Here is a 15573-nt window from a genome sequence, read left to right as displayed (position 1 = left end):
CGTTCCGGCGGGGTCACCAACCGGGCCGTTCCGGCCCATCAGCTCACATCAGGGGCGTGAGGAAGCGCCTGAGTGCCTCCTCGTATCCGGCCGGGTCCGCGTTCCACATCGCCGCATGCGGAGCCTGCGGTACGGAGTGCAGGGTCACCAGGTCGGGGCGGCGTGCGGCGAGCTCCTGCGACGGCCGCCAGGGAGCGAGAGTGTCGTCGGGGCCATGGACGACGAGGGTGGGGCAGTGCAGGGCGGAGGGGACCGAGGTGTCCAGCAGCGGGGCCCCGCGGAGCCCGGTCTGGCCCTGGGCCGCGCGGACGGCGAGCGGCAGCAGCGCGGCCGGGACGCCCCGGGCGGTCGCGAGAGCGCGCAGGGTGGTCCGCCAGTCCAGCACCGGGGAGTCGAGCACGAGGCCGCGGATCCGGTCGCGCAGGGCGGAGTTGACGGCCGCGTGCAGGGCCATCGAGGCGCCCGAGGACCAGCCGTGCAGGATGACGCTCTCGGCCCCGTAGCGCACGGCGTAGCGGATGGCCGCGTCGAGGTCGCGCCACTCGGATTCGCCGAGGTGCGCGAGGCCGTCGGGTGAGCGCGGGGCTCCGGGGTCGCCCCGGTAGGCGAGGTCGAGGACGGGGAGCTGCTGGGCGTGGAGGTAGCCCAGCACGTTCAGCGGGTGCTCCCTCGTGGTGCCGAGGCCGTGGACCGTGATGACCCAGGTGTCGCGGGCGCCGGGGACGAACCAGGCCGGCAGTGCGCCGAGCTCTCCGGGGACCTCGACCTCCTTGTAGGCGAGACCGAGGGCGGCGAGCGGATCGCCTACGTGGATCTCCGGGGTGAGGCGGACCCGGGCGCCCGGTTTCAGGCTGCCGAGGTTCACGCGCTCGAGCCGCCGTACGACGGTGTCCGCCGAGCCGTCGGCCGACTGGGCGACGACCGGGCCCACGACCGCGTGGACGTCGCGTGCGGTCAGGCCGTAGACACCGGGACGCAGCGCCGCGAAGGACCGGGTCAGTGTCACCTGCCCGGCCGCCGTGGCGTGCACGGTCATACGGCGGTCGGCGGGGAACGGACGCGGCTGCGACGTGGCCCCGAGGGCGGTGTCGCTCGCGTACCGGCCGGCGGCGACCGCTGCCGCGCCGACTCCGAGGATCGTGGTGGCGGCCGCTGCCGCTGCTGTTGCCGGGCGCACGGCTTCAGTGTCCCGGCCAGCGCGGCGTGCTGCCAGTGGACGGCGTCCGTACGGTGCGCGGTCCGGGGTCAGCCCGGCTGGCCGTAGCCCTCCAGGGCGGTGCGCACGTCGTCCAGCTGGGCGGGGGTGAGCAGGCTCGGGCGCAGGCCGGGCACGGAGCTCGCGGCGAGCCAGAGCCTGCACATCCATTCGAGCTGGGCGGTGCGGTCGTAGGCCTGGTCCAGGGTGTCCCCGTACGTCACGGTTCCGTGGTTGCGCAGCAGGCAGCCCGTACGGTCGCGCAGGGCGTCCAGCATGTGGCCGGCCAGTTCCGGCGTGCCGTAGCGGGCGTAGGGGGCCGTGCGGACCGGGCCGCCGAGCATGGCCGCGGCGTAGTGGACGAGGGGCACCTCGGTGACGAGCGTGGAGACGGCGGTCGCGTGCACGGCGTGGGTGTGGACGACGGCGGCCGCGGAGGTCTCGCGGTACACGGCGAGGTGCAGGGGGAGTTCGCTGGTCGGGACGAGGTCCCCCAGGACCTGGCGTCCTTCGAGGTCGACGCCGACCGCGTCCCCCGGTGCCAGCCGGTCGTAGGGCACCCCGGTGGGGGTGACCAGGACGATGTCGCCGACCCGGGCCGACACGTTGCCCGAGGTGCCGACGACGAGCCCTTCGGCCGCCGTCCTGCGCGCCGTCGTGACGACGCCCTCCCATGCCTGTCCGATCGCGTCCTGATGGCCGTCGTTCATGCGCAGATCCTAGGACCCCTGACGGTGCGCGTGACCGATGTCTCCCCAACGGGGCAAATCGGGTGTTACGGGACCGTCCGGGCCGTCCGGAGGCCATGCGCCGCACCGGCCACGGCCGTCCGGCCCACCCCGTCCGCACACAAGCGGAACCCCCACGCACGTTTGGGGTCACCGTGCCGCCCTGCCCAGTTCACCTTCCGTTCACCAAGGTTGCTTACGTTCCACGTGCCAATGACGTCGAACGATTGCCTGGGTAAATGGAACACATCACGCTGCTGCTCGCGATTGTGATCGTGACAGCTCTCGTGTTCGATTTCACGAACGGTTTCCACGACACCGCCAACGCGATGGCCACGACCATCTCGACCGGCGCCCTCAAGCCCAAGACAGCGGTGGCCATGTCCGCCGTTCTCAACCTCGTCGGCGCGTTCCTCTCGGTGGAGGTCGCCAAGACGATCTCCGGCGGGATCGTCAGCGAGGACGGCCTCAGAACCGAGGTCATCTTCGCCGCGCTCGTCGGCGCCATCCTGTGGAATCTGCTGACCTGGCTGGTCGGCCTGCCCTCGAGCTCCTCCCACGCACTCTTCGGCGGTCTCATCGGCGCCGCGGTGATGTCGGCCGGCTGGTCCTCGATCAACGGCGGCACAGTCGTGACGAAGGTCCTGCTGCCCGCGGTCGCCGCACCGCTCGTGGCGGGCATCGCCGCGCTGCTGGCGACCAGGCTGACGTACCGCCTCAACCGGAAGGTCACCGACGAGGCGCAGCTGAAGTCGACCGCCAAGGGCTACCGCGCCGGGCAGATCGCCTCCGCCGGTCTCGTCTCGCTCGCCCACGGCACCAACGACGCACAGAAGACCATGGGCATCATCACCCTGGCCCTGGTCACCGGTGGCGTCCTCTCCCCCGGCTCGAACCCGCCGGTCTGGGTCATCGCCGCCGCCGGCATCGCCATCGCCCTCGGCACCTACCTCGGCGGCTGGCGCATCATCCGCACCATGGGCAGCGGCCTGACCGACCTCCGGCCGCCGCAGGGCTTCGCCGCCCAGACCAGTGCGGCCACGGTCATCCTGGCCTCCTCGCACCTCGGCTTCTCCCTCTCCACCACGCAGTCCGTCTCCGGTGCGGTCATGGGCGCGGGTCTCGGACGCAAGGGGGGCGTGGTCCGCTGGTCCACCGCCACCCGGATGTTCGTCGCCTGGGGCCTGACGCTGCCGGCCGCCGGGCTGGTCGGCGCCGGCGCCGAGTTCCTGACCAAGCAGGGCCCGTGGGGTGTCGCCGTGGTGGCCGTCCTGCTCGTCGCCGGCTCCGGAGCGATCTGGATGCTGTCGCGCCGCAAGCCGGTCGACCACACCAACGTCAACGTGACCGCCGAGGAACCCCCCGGCGTCGTCACGACCGCCATCGCGGCCGTCAGCCCGCCGCCCGTCGGCGCGGTCGTCCCGGAGCTCAAGACCACCATCCCCGCCCCGGACACCCAGGCCGAACCGGCCCGGCCGGCCACGGTGTAAGGACAGAACCGCATGAAAATCGACTGGGCGGCCCTCGCTTCCGTCTTCGGTGTCAGCCTCGTGATCACCGTCGCGCTGGTCGGGCTCTTCACCCTCGGCATCACCGGTCTGGCCAAGCGGACCACGACGGCTCAGGCCGGCGGCGGTTCCCACGCCCTGGCGCGCACCGGTGCGTACGCCTGCTTCGCCCTGTGCGCGGCGGCTGTCGCGTACGGGATCTACCTGATCGTCGCCTGACCTCCTCGGGCACCCCACCGGGCCGGACACACCCTGCGTGTGTCCGGCCCGGTGTGCGTCCGGCCACACTGAAGCCTCGCAGGTCAACGGCAGGTTGACGGGCCTTCACAGGGCGTGGTGGACTGCCGGAGCCATTTACGGCGACAGGAGAGGAAGCCGGTGCGAATCCGGCGCGGTCCCGCCACTGTCACCGGGGAGCAGTCCTCCACACGGAAGTCACGGCCCGCCACCGCGGGCTGGAAGGCCGGAGGCCCGCGGATCCGGAAGCCAGGAGACTCTCGTCGCCGGTCACGTCGAACCAGGGCGCGGACCCTGAGTGAGGACATCTGCCATGCCCGGCCGCCGTGCGTCTGCGCCCCCACCACCCGTGACGACGCCGCTACGAGGCGCGACGGACCTCTGATCCGTGCGAGCCGACCGCATCTTCGCGTACGGCGCCGCCGCCGGGCTGATCGGCGACCTGCTGCTCGGTGACCCCCGGCGCGGCCATCCCGTCGCAGCCTTCGGGCGGGCCGCCGCCGGCGCCGAGACCCGGCTGTGGCGCGACCACCGGGGCTGGGGGGCCCTGCACACGCTCGTCTGCGCGGGCGGTGCCACGGCCGCCGCCGCGCTGGCGGCCCGCGCCGTACGGAACCGTCCCGCCGCCGCTGTGGCACTGACCGCCGCCGCCACCTGGTCCGTCGTCGGGGGTACGTCGCTGGGCCGCGAGGCCCGCGCCATCGGCGGAGCCCTGGAAGCCGGGGACGTCGAACTGGCCCGGGAGCGCCTGCCGCACCTGTGCGGCCGCGACCCGCAGGCGCTCGACGGGCCGCAGATCGCCAGGGCGGTCGTCGAGTCCGTCGCCGAGAACACCTCCGACGCCGTCGTGGGGGCCCTGGTGTGGGGCGCCTTCGGCGGGGTTCCCGGGCTGATCGGCTTCCGCGCGGTGAACACCCTCGACGCCATGGTGGGGCACAAGTCGCCCCGCTACCGGCGCTACGGCTGGGCGTCGGCCCGGCTCGACGACCTCGCGGGCTGGCCCGGGGCCCGGCTCACCGCCGCGCTCGCGGTGGCCGCCGGGGGCCGCCCGCGCGAGGCCGTCCGGGCCTGGCGCTCGGATGCCGGCCAGCACCCGAGCCCCAACGCCGGCCCGGTGGAGGCCGCGTTCGCGGGGGCCCTGGGCGTACGTCTGGGCGGGACCCTCGCCTACGGCGGACGGGTCGAGCACCGGCCCGTGCTCAACGGGGAGGCGGGCCGTGACGTGCGGGTCGCCGACATCGAACGCGCGGTGCGGCTGTCGCGCCGGGTGAGTGTGCTGGCCCTCGGCGTGTGCGCGGCGGGGCGGCTGGCCAGGGGACGGAGGGGCAGATGAGCGGCGGACTGCTGGTGGCCGGAACCACCTCGGACGCGGGCAAGAGCGTCGTCACGGCCGGGATCTGCCGTTGGCTGGTGCGCCGGGGGGTGAAGGTCGCGCCGTTCAAGGCGCAGAACATGTCGCTGAACTCCTTCGTCACCCGGGAGGGTGCGGAGATCGGCCGCGCCCAGGCGATGCAGGCGCAGGCCGCCCGGGTGGAGCCGTCGGCCCTGATGAACCCGGTGCTGCTGAAGCCGGGCAGCGACCGTTCCAGCCAGGTCGTCCTGATGGGCAGGCCGGTCGGCGAGATGAGCGCCCGCGGCTACCACGGGGGGCGTCAGGAAGCGCTGCTGGGCACGGTCGTGGACTGCCTGGAGCAGCTGCGGGGCTCGTACGACGCCGTGATCTGCGAGGGGGCGGGCAGTCCCGCCGAGATCAACCTGCGGCGCACGGACATCGTCAACATGGGCATCGCGCGGGCCGCGGACTTCCCCGTGCTGGTGGTCGGCGACATCGACCGGGGCGGTGTGTTCGCCTCGTTCTTCGGCACGACGGCGCTCCTGAGCGCCGAGGACCAGTCGCTGGTCGCCGGGTACCTCGTGAACAAGTTCCGCGGTGACGTGTCGCTGCTGGAGCCGGGCCTCGACATGCTGCACGGGCTGACGGGGCGGCGGACCTTCGGCGTGCTGCCGTACGCCCACGGGCTGGGCATCGACGAGGAGGACGGCCTGCGGGTCTCGATGCGCGGCACCGTGCGCGAGTCGGTCGTGGCGCCGCCCCACGGCGAGGACGTGCTGCGGGTCGCCGTGTGTGCCGTACCCCTGATGTCGAACTTCACCGATGTGGACGCGCTGGCGGCCGAGCCCGGTGTGGTCGTGCGGTTCGTGGACCGCGCGGAGGAGCTCGCCGACGCGGACCTCGTGATCGTGCCCGGCACGCGGGGCACCGTGAAGGCGCTGGCGTGGCTGCGGGAGCGCGGACTGGCGCAGGCGTTGCTGCGGCGGGCGGCCGAGGGGCGGCCCGTGCTGGGGATCTGCGGCGGGTTCCAGGTGCTGGGCGAGCGCATCGAGGACGACGTGGAGTCGCGGGCCGGTGTGGTGGACGGGCTCGGACTGCTGCCGGTGCGGGTCCGCTTCGGCCGGGAGAAGGTGCTGGGCCGGCCGGTGGGGTCGGCGCTGGGCGAGCCCGTGGAGGGGTACGAGATCCATCACGGGGTCGCCGACGTGCGCGGCGGCGAGCCCTTCCTGGACGGGTGCCGGGTGGGCTCGGTGTGGGGGACGCACTGGCACGGATCGCTGGAGAGCGACGCCTTCAGACGCGCGTTCCTGGGTGAGGTCGCCCGGGCGGCCGGGCGGCGGTTCACCGCGGCCCCGGACACGAGTTTCGCGGCGCTGCGGGAGGAACAGCTCGACCGGCTGGGGGATCTGATCGAGGAGCACGCGGACACGGACGCCCTGTGGCGGCTGATCGAGAAGGGGGCGCCGGCCGGGCTGCCCTTCGTGCCGCCGGGCGCGCCCGCGCCGGCTCCCGCCCGTCCCCCGGCGACGGGGCCGTACGCCCCCGAGGGCGCCCCGGCCGTGCCGGACGCCGGGACCGAAGTACACGCGACCGAGGAGGCCCTGTGAGTACGCCGTACCCCTTCACCGCCATCGTCGGGCAGGACGATCTACGGCTCGGGCTCCTGCTCAACGCCGTCAGTCCCGCCGTGGGCGGGGTGCTCGTCAGAGGCGAGAAGGGCACCGCGAAGTCGACCGCCGTGCGTGCGCTCGCCGCGCTCATGCCCGAGGTCCCGGTGGTCGCCGGGTGCCGTTTCTCGTGCGACCCGGGGGCGCCCGATCCGGCGTGTCCCGACGGCCCGCACGAGGCGGAGACCGGTGTGTCGCGTGCGGCGCGGACCGTGGAGCTGCCGGTCGGCGCGTCGGAGGACCGCCTCGTCGGGGCGCTCGACATCGAACGGGCGCTGTCCGAGGGCGTGAAGGCCTTCGAGCCGGGCCTGCTCGCCGACGCGCACCGCGGGATCCTGTACGTGGACGAGGTCAACCTCCTCCACGACCACCTGGTGGACCTGCTGCTCGACGCGGCGGCCATGGGTGCCTCGTACGTCGAGCGCGAGGGTGTGTCCGTGCGGCACGCGGCGCGCTTCCTGCTGGTCGGGACGATGAACCCCGAGGAGGGCGAGCTCCGGCCGCAGTTGCTGGACCGCTTCGGGCTCACCGTCGAGGTGGCCGCGTCACGCGAGACCGACGTGCGCGTCGAGGTCGTGCGCCGCCGGCTCGCGTACGACGACGACCCGGCGGGCTTCGCCGAGCGGTGGGCCGACGAGGAGACCGCTCTGCGGGAGCGGATCGCCGCCGCTCGCGCCCTGCTCCCCCGGGTGGTGCTCGGGGACGGCGCGCTGCGTCAGATCGCGGCGACGTGCGCGGCGTTCGAGGTGGACGGGATGCGGGCCGACATCGTCATGGCCCGTACCGCGACCGCGCTCGCCGCGTGGGCCGGCCGCGAGGACGTCGTGGCGGACGACGTGCGTCAGGCGGCTCTGCTGGCGCTCCCCCACCGGCGGCGGCGCAATCCGTTCGACGCGCCGGGGCTGGACGAGGACAAGCTGGACGACGCGCTCGAAGACGCGAAGGACGACCGGGGCGGGAGCGACGACGAACCGGACCCCGACGGTCCCGGCGGCGGTGTGCCTCCGCAGGGCGGCGGCCCCGAAGGCGGCGGTGCCGACGGCTCCGACGCGCCGGGCGGCGAGGAGGCGGGGAGCGGCGACGCGCCCGCACCCGTCGGCGGTGCCGAGGAGCAGCGGGCGGTGCGGTCGGGCGAGCCGTTCCGCACGAAGATGCTGAGCGTTCCCGGGCTCGGCGAGGGCGCGGCCGGGCGGCGCTCCCGGGCGCGCACCGAGCACGGGCGGACCACCGGGTCGCGGCGGCCCGAGGGGGCGCTGACGAAGCTGCACCTGGCCGCCACCGTGCAGGCGGCGGCCCCGCACCAGCGGGCGCGGGGGCGGTCGGGCCGGGGTCTGGTCGTACGGCGGGACGATCTGCGGCAGGCGACGCGGGAGGGCCGGGAGGGCAATCTCGTGCTCTTCGTCGTGGACGCCTCCGGGTCGATGGCGGCCCGGCAGCGGATGGGCGCCGTGAAGGGCGCGGTGATGTCACTGCTGCTGGACGCCTACCAGCGCCGGGACAAGGTCGGCCTGGTCACCTTCCGTGGCAAGGACGCCGAGGTGGCGCTGCCGCCGACCTCGTCGGTGGACGCGGCGGCCGCGCGGCTGGAGTCGCTGCCGACCGGCGGGCGCACCCCGCTGGCGGCCGGTCTGCTGAAGGCGCACGACGTGCTGCGGGTGGAGCGGCTGCGCGACCCGTCGCGGCGGCCGCTGCTCGTCGTGGTGACGGACGGCCGGGCGACCGGCGGAGTCGACCCGCTGGCGCTGGCTGCGCGGGCCGGACGGCTGCACGCCTCCGAGGGCACCGCGTCGGTCGTCGTGGACTGCGAGTCGGGGTTCGTGCGCCTCGGTCTCGCCGCACAGCTCGCCCGGGATCTGGGAGGCAGCGCGGTCACGCTCGACGAGCTGCGGGCCGACTCGATCGCCGGGCTGGTCAAGGACATCACTGCTGCCGGGAGGGCCGCGTAGTGCCACAGGGACAGCCGGTATCGGTACCGGACGACGGCCTGACGACACGGCAGCGGCGCAACCGTCCGCTGCTGTTCGTCCACACGGGCGTCGGCAAGGGGAAGTCGACCGCGGCCTTCGGGCTGGCACTGCGGGCCTGGAACCAGGGCTGGCCGATCGGGGTGTTCCAGTTCGTGAAGTCGGCGAAGTGGAAGGTCGGCGAGGAGAACGCGCTGAAGGTGCTGGGGGCGAGCGGCGAGGGCGGCAGCGTCGACTGGCACAAGATGGGCGAGGGCTGGTCGTGGGTCCAGCGCGGCCTGCACGGCGACAACTCCGACAACGAGGAGAAGGCCCGCGAGGGGTGGGAGCAGGTCAAGCGTGACCTGGCGGCCGAGACGTACAAGCTGTACGTGCTCGACGAGTTCGCCTACCCGATGCACTGGGGCTGGATCGACACCGACGAGGTCGTCGAGGTGATGCGTGACCGCCCGGGGACGCAGCACGTGGTGATCACCGGACGGAACGCCCCGCAGAAGCTGGTCGAGGCCGCCGACCTGGTGACCGACATGTCGAAGGTCAAGCACCCGATGGACGCGGGCCAGAAGGGCCAGCGAGGCATCGAGTGGTGAGCGTCCCCCGTCTGGTCGTCGCCGCGCCCTCCTCGGGCAGCGGCAAGACCACGGTCGCCACGGGTCTGATGGCCGCCTTCGCGGAGCGCGGTCTCGCCGTGTCCCCGCACAAGGTGGGGCCCGACTACATCGATCCGGGTTACCACGCGCTGGCGACCGGCCGCCCGGGGCGCAACCTCGACGCCTACATGTGCGGGCCGGATCTGATCGGCCCGCTGTTCACGCGCGGGGCGGGCGGCTGCGACCTGGCCGTGGTCGAAGGGGTGATGGGGCTGTACGACGGGGCGTCCGGGCAGGGCGAACTCGCCTCGACCGCGCAGGTCTCCAAACTGCTCAGGGCGCCCGTGGTTCTGGTGGTCGACGCGTCCTCGCAGTCACGTTCGGTCGCCGCGCTCGTCCACGGTTTCGCCTCCTGGGACCCGGAGGTGCGGATCGGCGGGGTGATCCTCAACAAGGTGGCCTCCGACCGTCACGAGGCACTGTTGCGCGAGGCGCTCGACGAGTCCGGGCTGCCGGTGCTCGGGGTGCTGCGGCGGGCGCCGCAGGTCGCGACGCCGTCGCGCCACCTGGGGCTCGTCCCGGTGGCCGAGCGCCGGGCGGACGCCCTCGACGCGGTACGGGCGATGGGCGACCGGGTGCGCGAGGGCTGCGACCTGGACGCCCTGATGGCGCTGGCCCGTACGGCGCCCGCCCTGCCCGGCGAGGCGTGGGAGCCCGAGCGGCATCCGGTGCCGCCCGCCCGGCCTGTGGTGGCGGTCGCGGGCGGGGCGGCGTTCACGTTCGCCTACGCGGAACACGCCGAACTGCTCGGGGCGGCCGGCGCCGAGGTCGTCGTCTTCGATCCGCTGCACGACGAGAAGCTGCCCGCGGGAACGGCGGGGCTGGTCATCGGGGGCGGTTTTCCCGAGGTGTACGCGCCGGAACTGTCGGCCAACGAGCCGCTGCGGCGGGCGGTCACCGCACTCGCCGCGTCCGGTGCCCCCGTGGCGGCCGAGTGCGCGGGCCTGCTCTATCTCGCCCGCGAACTCGACGGGCGCCCGATGTGCGGGGTGCTGGACGCCTCGGCCCGGATGTCCGAGAGGCTGACGCTCGGCTACCGGCAGGCGGTCGCGGTGTCCGACAGCGTGCTGGCGGCGGCGGGGACCCGGATGCGGGGCCACGAGTTCCACCGGACGGTGCTGGAGCCCGGGTCCGGGGAGACCCCGGCCTGGGGGCTGCTCCAGCCGGAGCGGCGCGTCGAGGGCTTCGTGCGGGGCGGTGTGCACGCGAGCTACCTGCACACGCACTGGGCGGCCGAGCCCGGTGTCGCCCTGCGTTTCGTGGAGCGGTGCGGGGGGTGAGTCCCGTGGGTCGCCGTCGCGGAGCGGCGTGGGAGGCGACGGAGGCCGGGTCACTCCGCGATGCCGACCACCAGCCAGATGAAGCCCACTCCCGCGACGGTGCAGAGCAGCGTGGAGCGGGCCGGGTGGTCGTGGTGGGCCTCGGGGAGGATCTCGGCCGCCGCGAGGTAGAGGAGCACTCCGCCGAAGAAGCCGAGATAGCAGCCGAGGAGTTCCGCCGGAAGGGTGAACAGCAGGGTGGTCGCGGCGCCCACGATCGGGGCCAGCGCGTCCGCGAGCAGCATCAGGAGCGCCTTGCGGCGGGCGTTCCCGTAGAGGCTGGTGATGGTGTACGTGTTGAAGCCGTCGGCGAAGTCGTGGGTGATGACGGCGAGCGCGACGGCCGCCCCGATCCCGCCGCCGATCTGGAAGGCGGCGCCGAGCGCGACACCGTCCATCAGGCTGTGGCCCACCAGCGCGGCCGCCGCCGTGAGACCGACCTGCGGTACCCGTTCCTCGCTCGCCCCGTGTGCCGCCTGGCGTACGGCCAGGGACCGCTCGACGACATGGGCCGTCAGAAACCCGCCCACGAAGAGCAGGAGCGCGGCGGGGACCCCGAAGACGTGCTCGCCCGCGGCCTCGATCGCCTCGGGCAGCAGATCGAGTCCCACCACCCCCAGCATCAGCCCGCCGGCGAATCCGAGCACGAGGTGCCGGCGGTCGCTGACGCGCTGCGCGACCCAGCCGCCCGCCAGGGTCATCAGGAACGCGCCGAGCGCGACGAATACCGCCATGGGCCCTTGCTAGCGGATCGACCCCGCTCTCCGCACCTCAGGTTCCCCTCACTCGTGTCCCCCAGGAAGGACGCACTCCGATGACCCGGTACGCGCTCGTCGTGGGTGTCGGCGCCCGCCGGGGCGCCCCTGCCGAGGAGGTGGTCGAGCTGATCCGCGGGACGCTGGAGGTGGCCGGTCTCGCGGCCGAGGACGTGGTCGAGCTGGCGACGCTGGACACGAGGGCGGCCGATGCGGGCGTCGTCGGCGCGGCGGCGCGGCTGGGTGTACCGCTGCGGTCGTACACGGCCCAGGAGCTGGCCGCGGTCGCGGTGCCCAACCCCTCGGCCGTACCGCGTGCCGCCGTGGCCACCGGGTCGGTCGCCGAGGCCGCCGCTCTGATGACCGCCGGTGAACTGCTCGTCCCCAAGCGGAAGTCGGCGTCGGTGACCTGTGCGGTGGCGCGCCGGAACCCGATGTCCGGAACCCGGGCATCGACGAATGGCGCCCGGCCGTCCACCATGGCTGCCATGCTCCCCCCCACGAAGCACGTCGAGAACACCGGGCCCGATCTGAGGCACCACGGTGACGCGGAGATACGCGGTCTGAATCTGACCGATCTGGCCGTGAACGTACGGACCGGCACACCCCCGGACTGGCTGCGCGAGCGCATCACCGCGTCGCTCGGTTCCCTGGCCGCCTATCCGGACGGGCGGCAGGCACGTGCGGCGGTGGCCGCACGCCACGGTCTGCCCGAGGAGCGGGTCCTGCTCACGGCGGGTGCCGCCGAGGCGTTCGTGCTGATCGCGCGGGCCCTGCCGGCCCGCCGGCCGGTCGTGGTGCATCCGCAGTTCACCGAGCCCGAGGCCGCCCTGCGCGCGGCGGGTCACGAGGTGGGGCGGGTGCTGCTGCGCCCTGAGGACGGGTTCCGGCTCGATCCGGCGGCCGTGCCCGAGGACGCGGACCTGGTGGTGGTCGGCAATCCGACGAACCCGACCTCCGTGCTCCATCCCGCCGCGGTGCTCGAGGAACTGGCGCGGCCCGGGCGGACGCTGGTGGTCGACGAGGCGTTCATGGATGTCGTCCCGGGTGAGCGGGAGGCTCTGTGCGGGCGTCAGGACATCCCCGGCCTCGTGGTGCTGCGGAGCCTGACCAAGACGTGGGGCCTGGCGGGCCTGCGGATCGGCTACGTGCTGGCGGATCCCGCGACGACCGCCCTGCTGCAGGAGGCTCAGCCGCTGTGGCCGGTGTCCTCGCCGGCTCTGGCGGCCGCCGAGGCCTGCATGGATCCGCGCGCACTGGTCGAGGCGGCGGACGCGGCGGACCGGATCACGGTGGACCGGGCACATCTGCTGGCCGGGCTCGCGGAGTTCAGCGAGGTGACGGTCGTGGAGCCGGCCGCGGGGCCGTTCGTGCTGCTGCGGCTGGAGCGCGCGGACGAGGTGCGTGAGCTGCTGCGCTCGCGGGGCTTCGCGGCGCGGCGCGGGGACACGTTCCCGGGGCTGGGGAGCGAGTGGCTGCGGCTCGCCGTGCGCGACCGCGTGACGACCAACCGGTTCCTGCAGGCCCTCGACCTGGCCTTGCAGGGCCTGCCGCGAAGAGCCGCGGGCTGAGGACCGTCCCCGGTGGGGAGAGCGGTGTTCCGCCGCGCGGACACCGCTCTCCCCGCCCGGTGGACCGGTCAGCCCTGGGCGCGCCTGCGGGCGATTACGGTGGCACCGGCCCCGACCGCCAGCAGGACGGCGGCGCCGCCCGCGATGTACGGCGTCGAGGAACTGGAGCCGGTCTCGGCGAGGTCGCCGGTGCCGGCGGCCCGGACCGGGTCGGCGCCGGTCTGCGGCTTCACGTCGACCGGCTCCTCCTTGCCGCCCGTGCCGCTCCCTTCCGTACCTGTGTCACCGGAGCCCCCCGTGTCGCCCGAGCCGCCGTCGCCGCCTGTGGAGCCGCTGGTCGAACCGCCCGTCGGACCGCTCGTCGAACCACCGGTGTCCCCGTCGTCCGGTCCCCCGTTCTCCGACCCTCCGTCCTCGGACCCACCGTTGCCGGAACCGCCGTTGTGCTGGCCCCCGTTGTGCGACCCGCCGCCCCTCGGCGTCTCGCACGTCGCCTCGGCGAGCGTGATCTCCCCCTCGACCTCGGCGACGTTCAGCTTCAGCGGGTTCACCGACACCCGAAGGCTCAGCGCGGTCGCGGCCGCCGTCCGCGAGGTGGTGCCGGTCTTCGACAGGCCGAGCGTCACCTCGCCGACCCCCGGCACCTCGACCTCCGTGGTGCCGCCGGAGGTCAGCCGGATCCTCTTGCCGAGCACCGAGACGCGCCCGAGGACGTTGGACTCCGCGACCGGCTTCCTGCCCACCTGGCAGGTCGCCTTCGACGTGACCTTCTCGACCTCGATCAGTGACAGCAGCGGCAGTCCCGGCAGGTGGACCCGGGCTTTGGCGATGTTCGCGTACCCCTGGGCCCTGCGCGCGTCCACCGTGGCGTCCGCCGTGGCCACGTCCGCCTTCAGCAGGTGGATGGGGCGGCCCTTCTCGGCGCCGTCGAGCTCCACGCTGAGCACCGTCCTCTCGGCGCTCGCCGGCGCGTGCACCTCGTTGAGGCTGGTCCGGAGCGGCACCTGGACCGACTTGTTCACGAGCGAGACGTCCAGCCCGGCGCGCAGCACGACCGCGCTCGCCTTTCCGTGGCCGCCTCCCGGTGTGGCCGGGGCGGTCGCGGTGGCTGCCTGCGCGGGGACGGCGACAAGCAGGGCGACGGGAGCCGCGGCGACGGCCAGGGCGGCCAGGCGGAAGGTGTTGCTGTTCAAGATGGTGGAACCCCCACATGAGACATGGAGCCGCCGGCGCCGTCCAATGGGGGACATCGCGGGCACCGGTGGCCTCGACTCCGTGAATCTTTACGCACGGAGAGTGAACTGGCGGACACCTAACGCCAGTTCACCCCAAAGGGGGGTTTCCGCGCGTGCATTCGAATCCAGCGGCACAGGAGTTCCACACCGTCACTCTTCCGACGGCCGGGACGGTCTGCCACCCCGCCCGCGGGTCACGAGAAGGAGGTGGTCAACGAGCGGTGGGGCCGGGGGTCACCGCTGGTCAACACGGCGCCTCGTTCGGAGTCAACCCGCGTCAGCCCGTCACCCTGCCATTGAGCACCACCCGGCGGGGAGCGGACAGCACCCTCACGTCCTTCCTCGGATCCTCGTCGTACAGCACCAGGTCGGCGGGGGCGCCCTCCTCCAGTACCGGGCGCCCGAGCCACCGCCGTGCGCCCCAGGCCGTGGCGGAGAGGGCGTCCACCGGCGGGATGCCGGCCTTCACCAGCTCGGCGACCTCCTCCGCGATCAGCCCGTGGGCCAGCGAACCGCCCGCGTCCGTGCCGGCGAACACCGGGATGCCCGCGTCGTACGCCGCGCGCACCGTGTCGTAGCGGCTCGCGTGGAGCCGGCGCATGTGCGCGGACCAGCGCGGGAACCTGGCCTCACCGCCTGCCGCGAGGTCCGGGAACGTGGCGATGTTGACCAGCGTGGGCACGATCGCCACACCCCGCTCGGCGAAGAGCGGCACGGTGTCCTCGGTCAGCCCCGTCGCGTGCTCGATGCAGTCGATGCCGGCCTCCACCAGATCGCGGAGGGCCGCCTCGGCGAAGCAGTGCGCCGTGACCCTGGCACCGAGCCGGTGCGCCTCGGCGATCGCGGCCTCGACCTCTCCGCGGGGCCAGCACGCCGTCAGGTCCCCGGCGTCCCGGTCGATCCAGTCGCCCACGAGCTTCACCCAGCCGTCGCCGCGCCGCGCCTCCCGGGCGACGTAGGCGACCAGGTCGCCGGGCTCGATCTCATGGGCGTAGTTACGGATGTAGCGGCGGGTCCTGGCGATGTGGCGTCCCGCACGGATGATCTTCGGCAGGTCCTCGCGCTCGTCCACCCACCGGGTGTCGGAGGGCGATCCCGCGTCCCGGATGAGCAGCGTGCCGGCCTCCCGGTCGGCGAGGGCCTGCTTCTCGCTGGTCGCCGCGTCGACGGGCCCCCGGTGGTCGAGGCCGACGTGGCAGTGCGCGTCGACCAGGCCGGGAAGCGCCCACCCGGTGAGCGTCACGGCGTCGTCCGCGCCGGGCGGCCGCTCGTAGGTGACGCGCCCGTCGACGGCCCAGAGCCCGTCTCTCACCTCATCGGGTCCGACGAGCACCCGCCCCTTGATCCGCAGCACCGGCGCCACCTCGTGATCACTCATGCACAGCACTGTACGAGGCCGTCCCGACGGGGC

Annotated in this window: 13 protein-coding genes and 1 riboswitch; of the genes, 8 read left to right on the top strand and 5 right to left on the bottom strand. The window is 73.9% G+C overall.

The annotated features are described in order from the left end of the window. Positions 1-43 precede the first annotated feature (43 nt). Together OG206_RS25290 and OG206_RS25285 are read right to left on the bottom strand one after the other, a co-directional pair. Entirely contained in the window at positions 44-1177 is a 1134-nt protein-coding gene (locus tag OG206_RS25290) for an alpha/beta hydrolase (protein WP_327119919.1), read from the bottom strand. A gap of 68 nt (positions 1178-1245) precedes the next feature. Beyond that, entirely contained in the window at positions 1246-1905 is a 660-nt protein-coding gene (locus tag OG206_RS25285) for a class II aldolase/adducin family protein (RefSeq protein ID WP_327119917.1), read from the bottom strand. Between the two features lie 257 nt (positions 1906-2162). On the opposite strand from OG206_RS25285, the gene OG206_RS25280 reads away from it, so the two are divergent. From OG206_RS25280 to OG206_RS25250, 7 genes are all read left to right on the top strand, one after another. After that, a complete protein-coding gene (locus tag OG206_RS25280) occupies positions 2163-3413 on the top strand; it encodes an inorganic phosphate transporter (protein ID WP_327119915.1) in 1251 nt (416 codons plus the stop codon). Positions 3414-3425: 12 nt separating this feature from the next. Then, positions 3426-3650: a hypothetical protein gene (locus tag OG206_RS25275; RefSeq protein ID WP_327119913.1), complete on the top strand. Its 225-nt coding sequence runs from the start codon at positions 3426-3428 to the stop codon at positions 3648-3650. Positions 3651-3800: 150 nt separating this feature from the next. After that, positions 3801-3927, top strand: a riboswitch (cobalamin riboswitch). 129 nt (positions 3928-4056) lie between these two features. After that, positions 4057-5001 (top strand): cobalamin biosynthesis protein, encoded by a 945-nt coding sequence (locus OG206_RS25270; protein ID WP_327119911.1) that lies wholly within the window; start codon positions 4057-4059, stop codon positions 4999-5001. Then, on the top strand, positions 4998-6608 hold the full coding sequence (locus OG206_RS25265) for a cobyric acid synthase (protein WP_327119909.1): 1611 nt from the start codon (positions 4998-5000) through the stop codon (positions 6606-6608). Before OG206_RS25270 ends, OG206_RS25265 begins: the two co-directional genes overlap by 4 nt. Then, positions 6605-8614, top strand: a complete 2010-nt coding sequence (locus OG206_RS25260; protein WP_327119907.1) for a putative cobaltochelatase — start codon at positions 6605-6607, stop codon at positions 8612-8614. Before OG206_RS25265 ends, OG206_RS25260 begins: the two co-directional genes overlap by 4 nt. After that, entirely contained in the window at positions 8614-9222 is a 609-nt protein-coding gene (cobO, locus tag OG206_RS25255; RefSeq protein ID WP_030638901.1) for a cob(I)yrinic acid a,c-diamide adenosyltransferase, read from the top strand. Before OG206_RS25260 ends, cobO begins: the two co-directional genes overlap by 1 nt. Then, the gene (locus OG206_RS25250; RefSeq protein WP_327119902.1) at positions 9216-10562 is read left to right on the top strand and encodes a cobyrinate a,c-diamide synthase; all 1347 of its coding nucleotides are present in this window, start codon (positions 9216-9218) and stop codon (positions 10560-10562) included. Before cobO ends, OG206_RS25250 begins: the two co-directional genes overlap by 7 nt. A gap of 50 nt (positions 10563-10612) precedes the next feature. On the opposite strand, the gene OG206_RS25245 is transcribed toward OG206_RS25250, so the two are convergent. Next, positions 10613-11335, bottom strand: coding sequence for a ZIP family metal transporter (locus OG206_RS25245; protein WP_327119900.1), 723 nt, complete (start codon positions 11333-11335; stop codon positions 10613-10615). A gap of 80 nt (positions 11336-11415) precedes the next feature. On the opposite strand from OG206_RS25245, the gene cobC reads away from it, so the two are divergent. Next, positions 11416-12927 (top strand): Rv2231c family pyridoxal phosphate-dependent protein CobC, encoded by a 1512-nt coding sequence (gene cobC, locus OG206_RS25240; protein WP_327119898.1) that lies wholly within the window; start codon positions 11416-11418, stop codon positions 12925-12927. 68 nt (positions 12928-12995) lie between these two features. On the opposite strand, the gene OG206_RS25235 is transcribed toward cobC, so the two are convergent. Both OG206_RS25235 and OG206_RS25230 read right to left on the bottom strand, forming a co-directional pair. Continuing rightward, a complete protein-coding gene (locus OG206_RS25235) occupies positions 12996-14120 on the bottom strand; it encodes an SCO1860 family LAETG-anchored protein (protein WP_327119896.1) in 1125 nt (374 codons plus the stop codon). A 319-nt stretch (positions 14121-14439) separates the two neighbouring features. Further along, positions 14440-15540, bottom strand: a complete 1101-nt coding sequence (locus OG206_RS25230; RefSeq protein WP_327119894.1) for an amidohydrolase family protein — start codon at positions 15538-15540, stop codon at positions 14440-14442. Positions 15541-15573: the final 33 nt, after the last annotated feature.

The organism is Streptomyces sp. NBC_01341, assembly GCF_035946055.1.
Lineage (GTDB): Bacteria > Actinomycetota > Actinomycetes > Streptomycetales > Streptomycetaceae > Streptomyces.
This window is presented reverse-complemented; position numbering and strand designations above follow the sequence as displayed.

Excerpts from the sequence above, each read along its gene's own strand:
- OG206_RS25285 (WP_327119917.1), bottom strand. The coding sequence starts at position 1,905 with ATGAACGACGGCCATCAGGACGCGATCGGACAGGCATGGGAGGGCGTC.
- OG206_RS25280 (WP_327119915.1), top strand. The coding sequence starts at position 2,163 with ATGGAACACATCACGCTGCTGCTCGCGATTGTGATCGTGACAGCTCTC.
- OG206_RS25275 (WP_327119913.1), top strand. The coding sequence starts at position 3,426 with ATGAAAATCGACTGGGCGGCCCTCGCTTCCGTCTTCGGTGTCAGCCTC.
- OG206_RS25265 (WP_327119909.1), top strand. The coding sequence starts at position 4,998 with ATGAGCGGCGGACTGCTGGTGGCCGGAACCACCTCGGACGCGGGCAAG.
- OG206_RS25245 (WP_327119900.1), bottom strand. The coding sequence starts at position 11,335 with ATGGCGGTATTCGTCGCGCTCGGCGCGTTCCTGATGACCCTGGCGGGC.
- cobC (WP_327119898.1), top strand. The coding sequence starts at position 11,416 with ATGACCCGGTACGCGCTCGTCGTGGGTGTCGGCGCCCGCCGGGGCGCC.
- OG206_RS25230 (WP_327119894.1), bottom strand. The coding sequence starts at position 15,540 with ATGAGTGATCACGAGGTGGCGCCGGTGCTGCGGATCAAGGGGCGGGTG.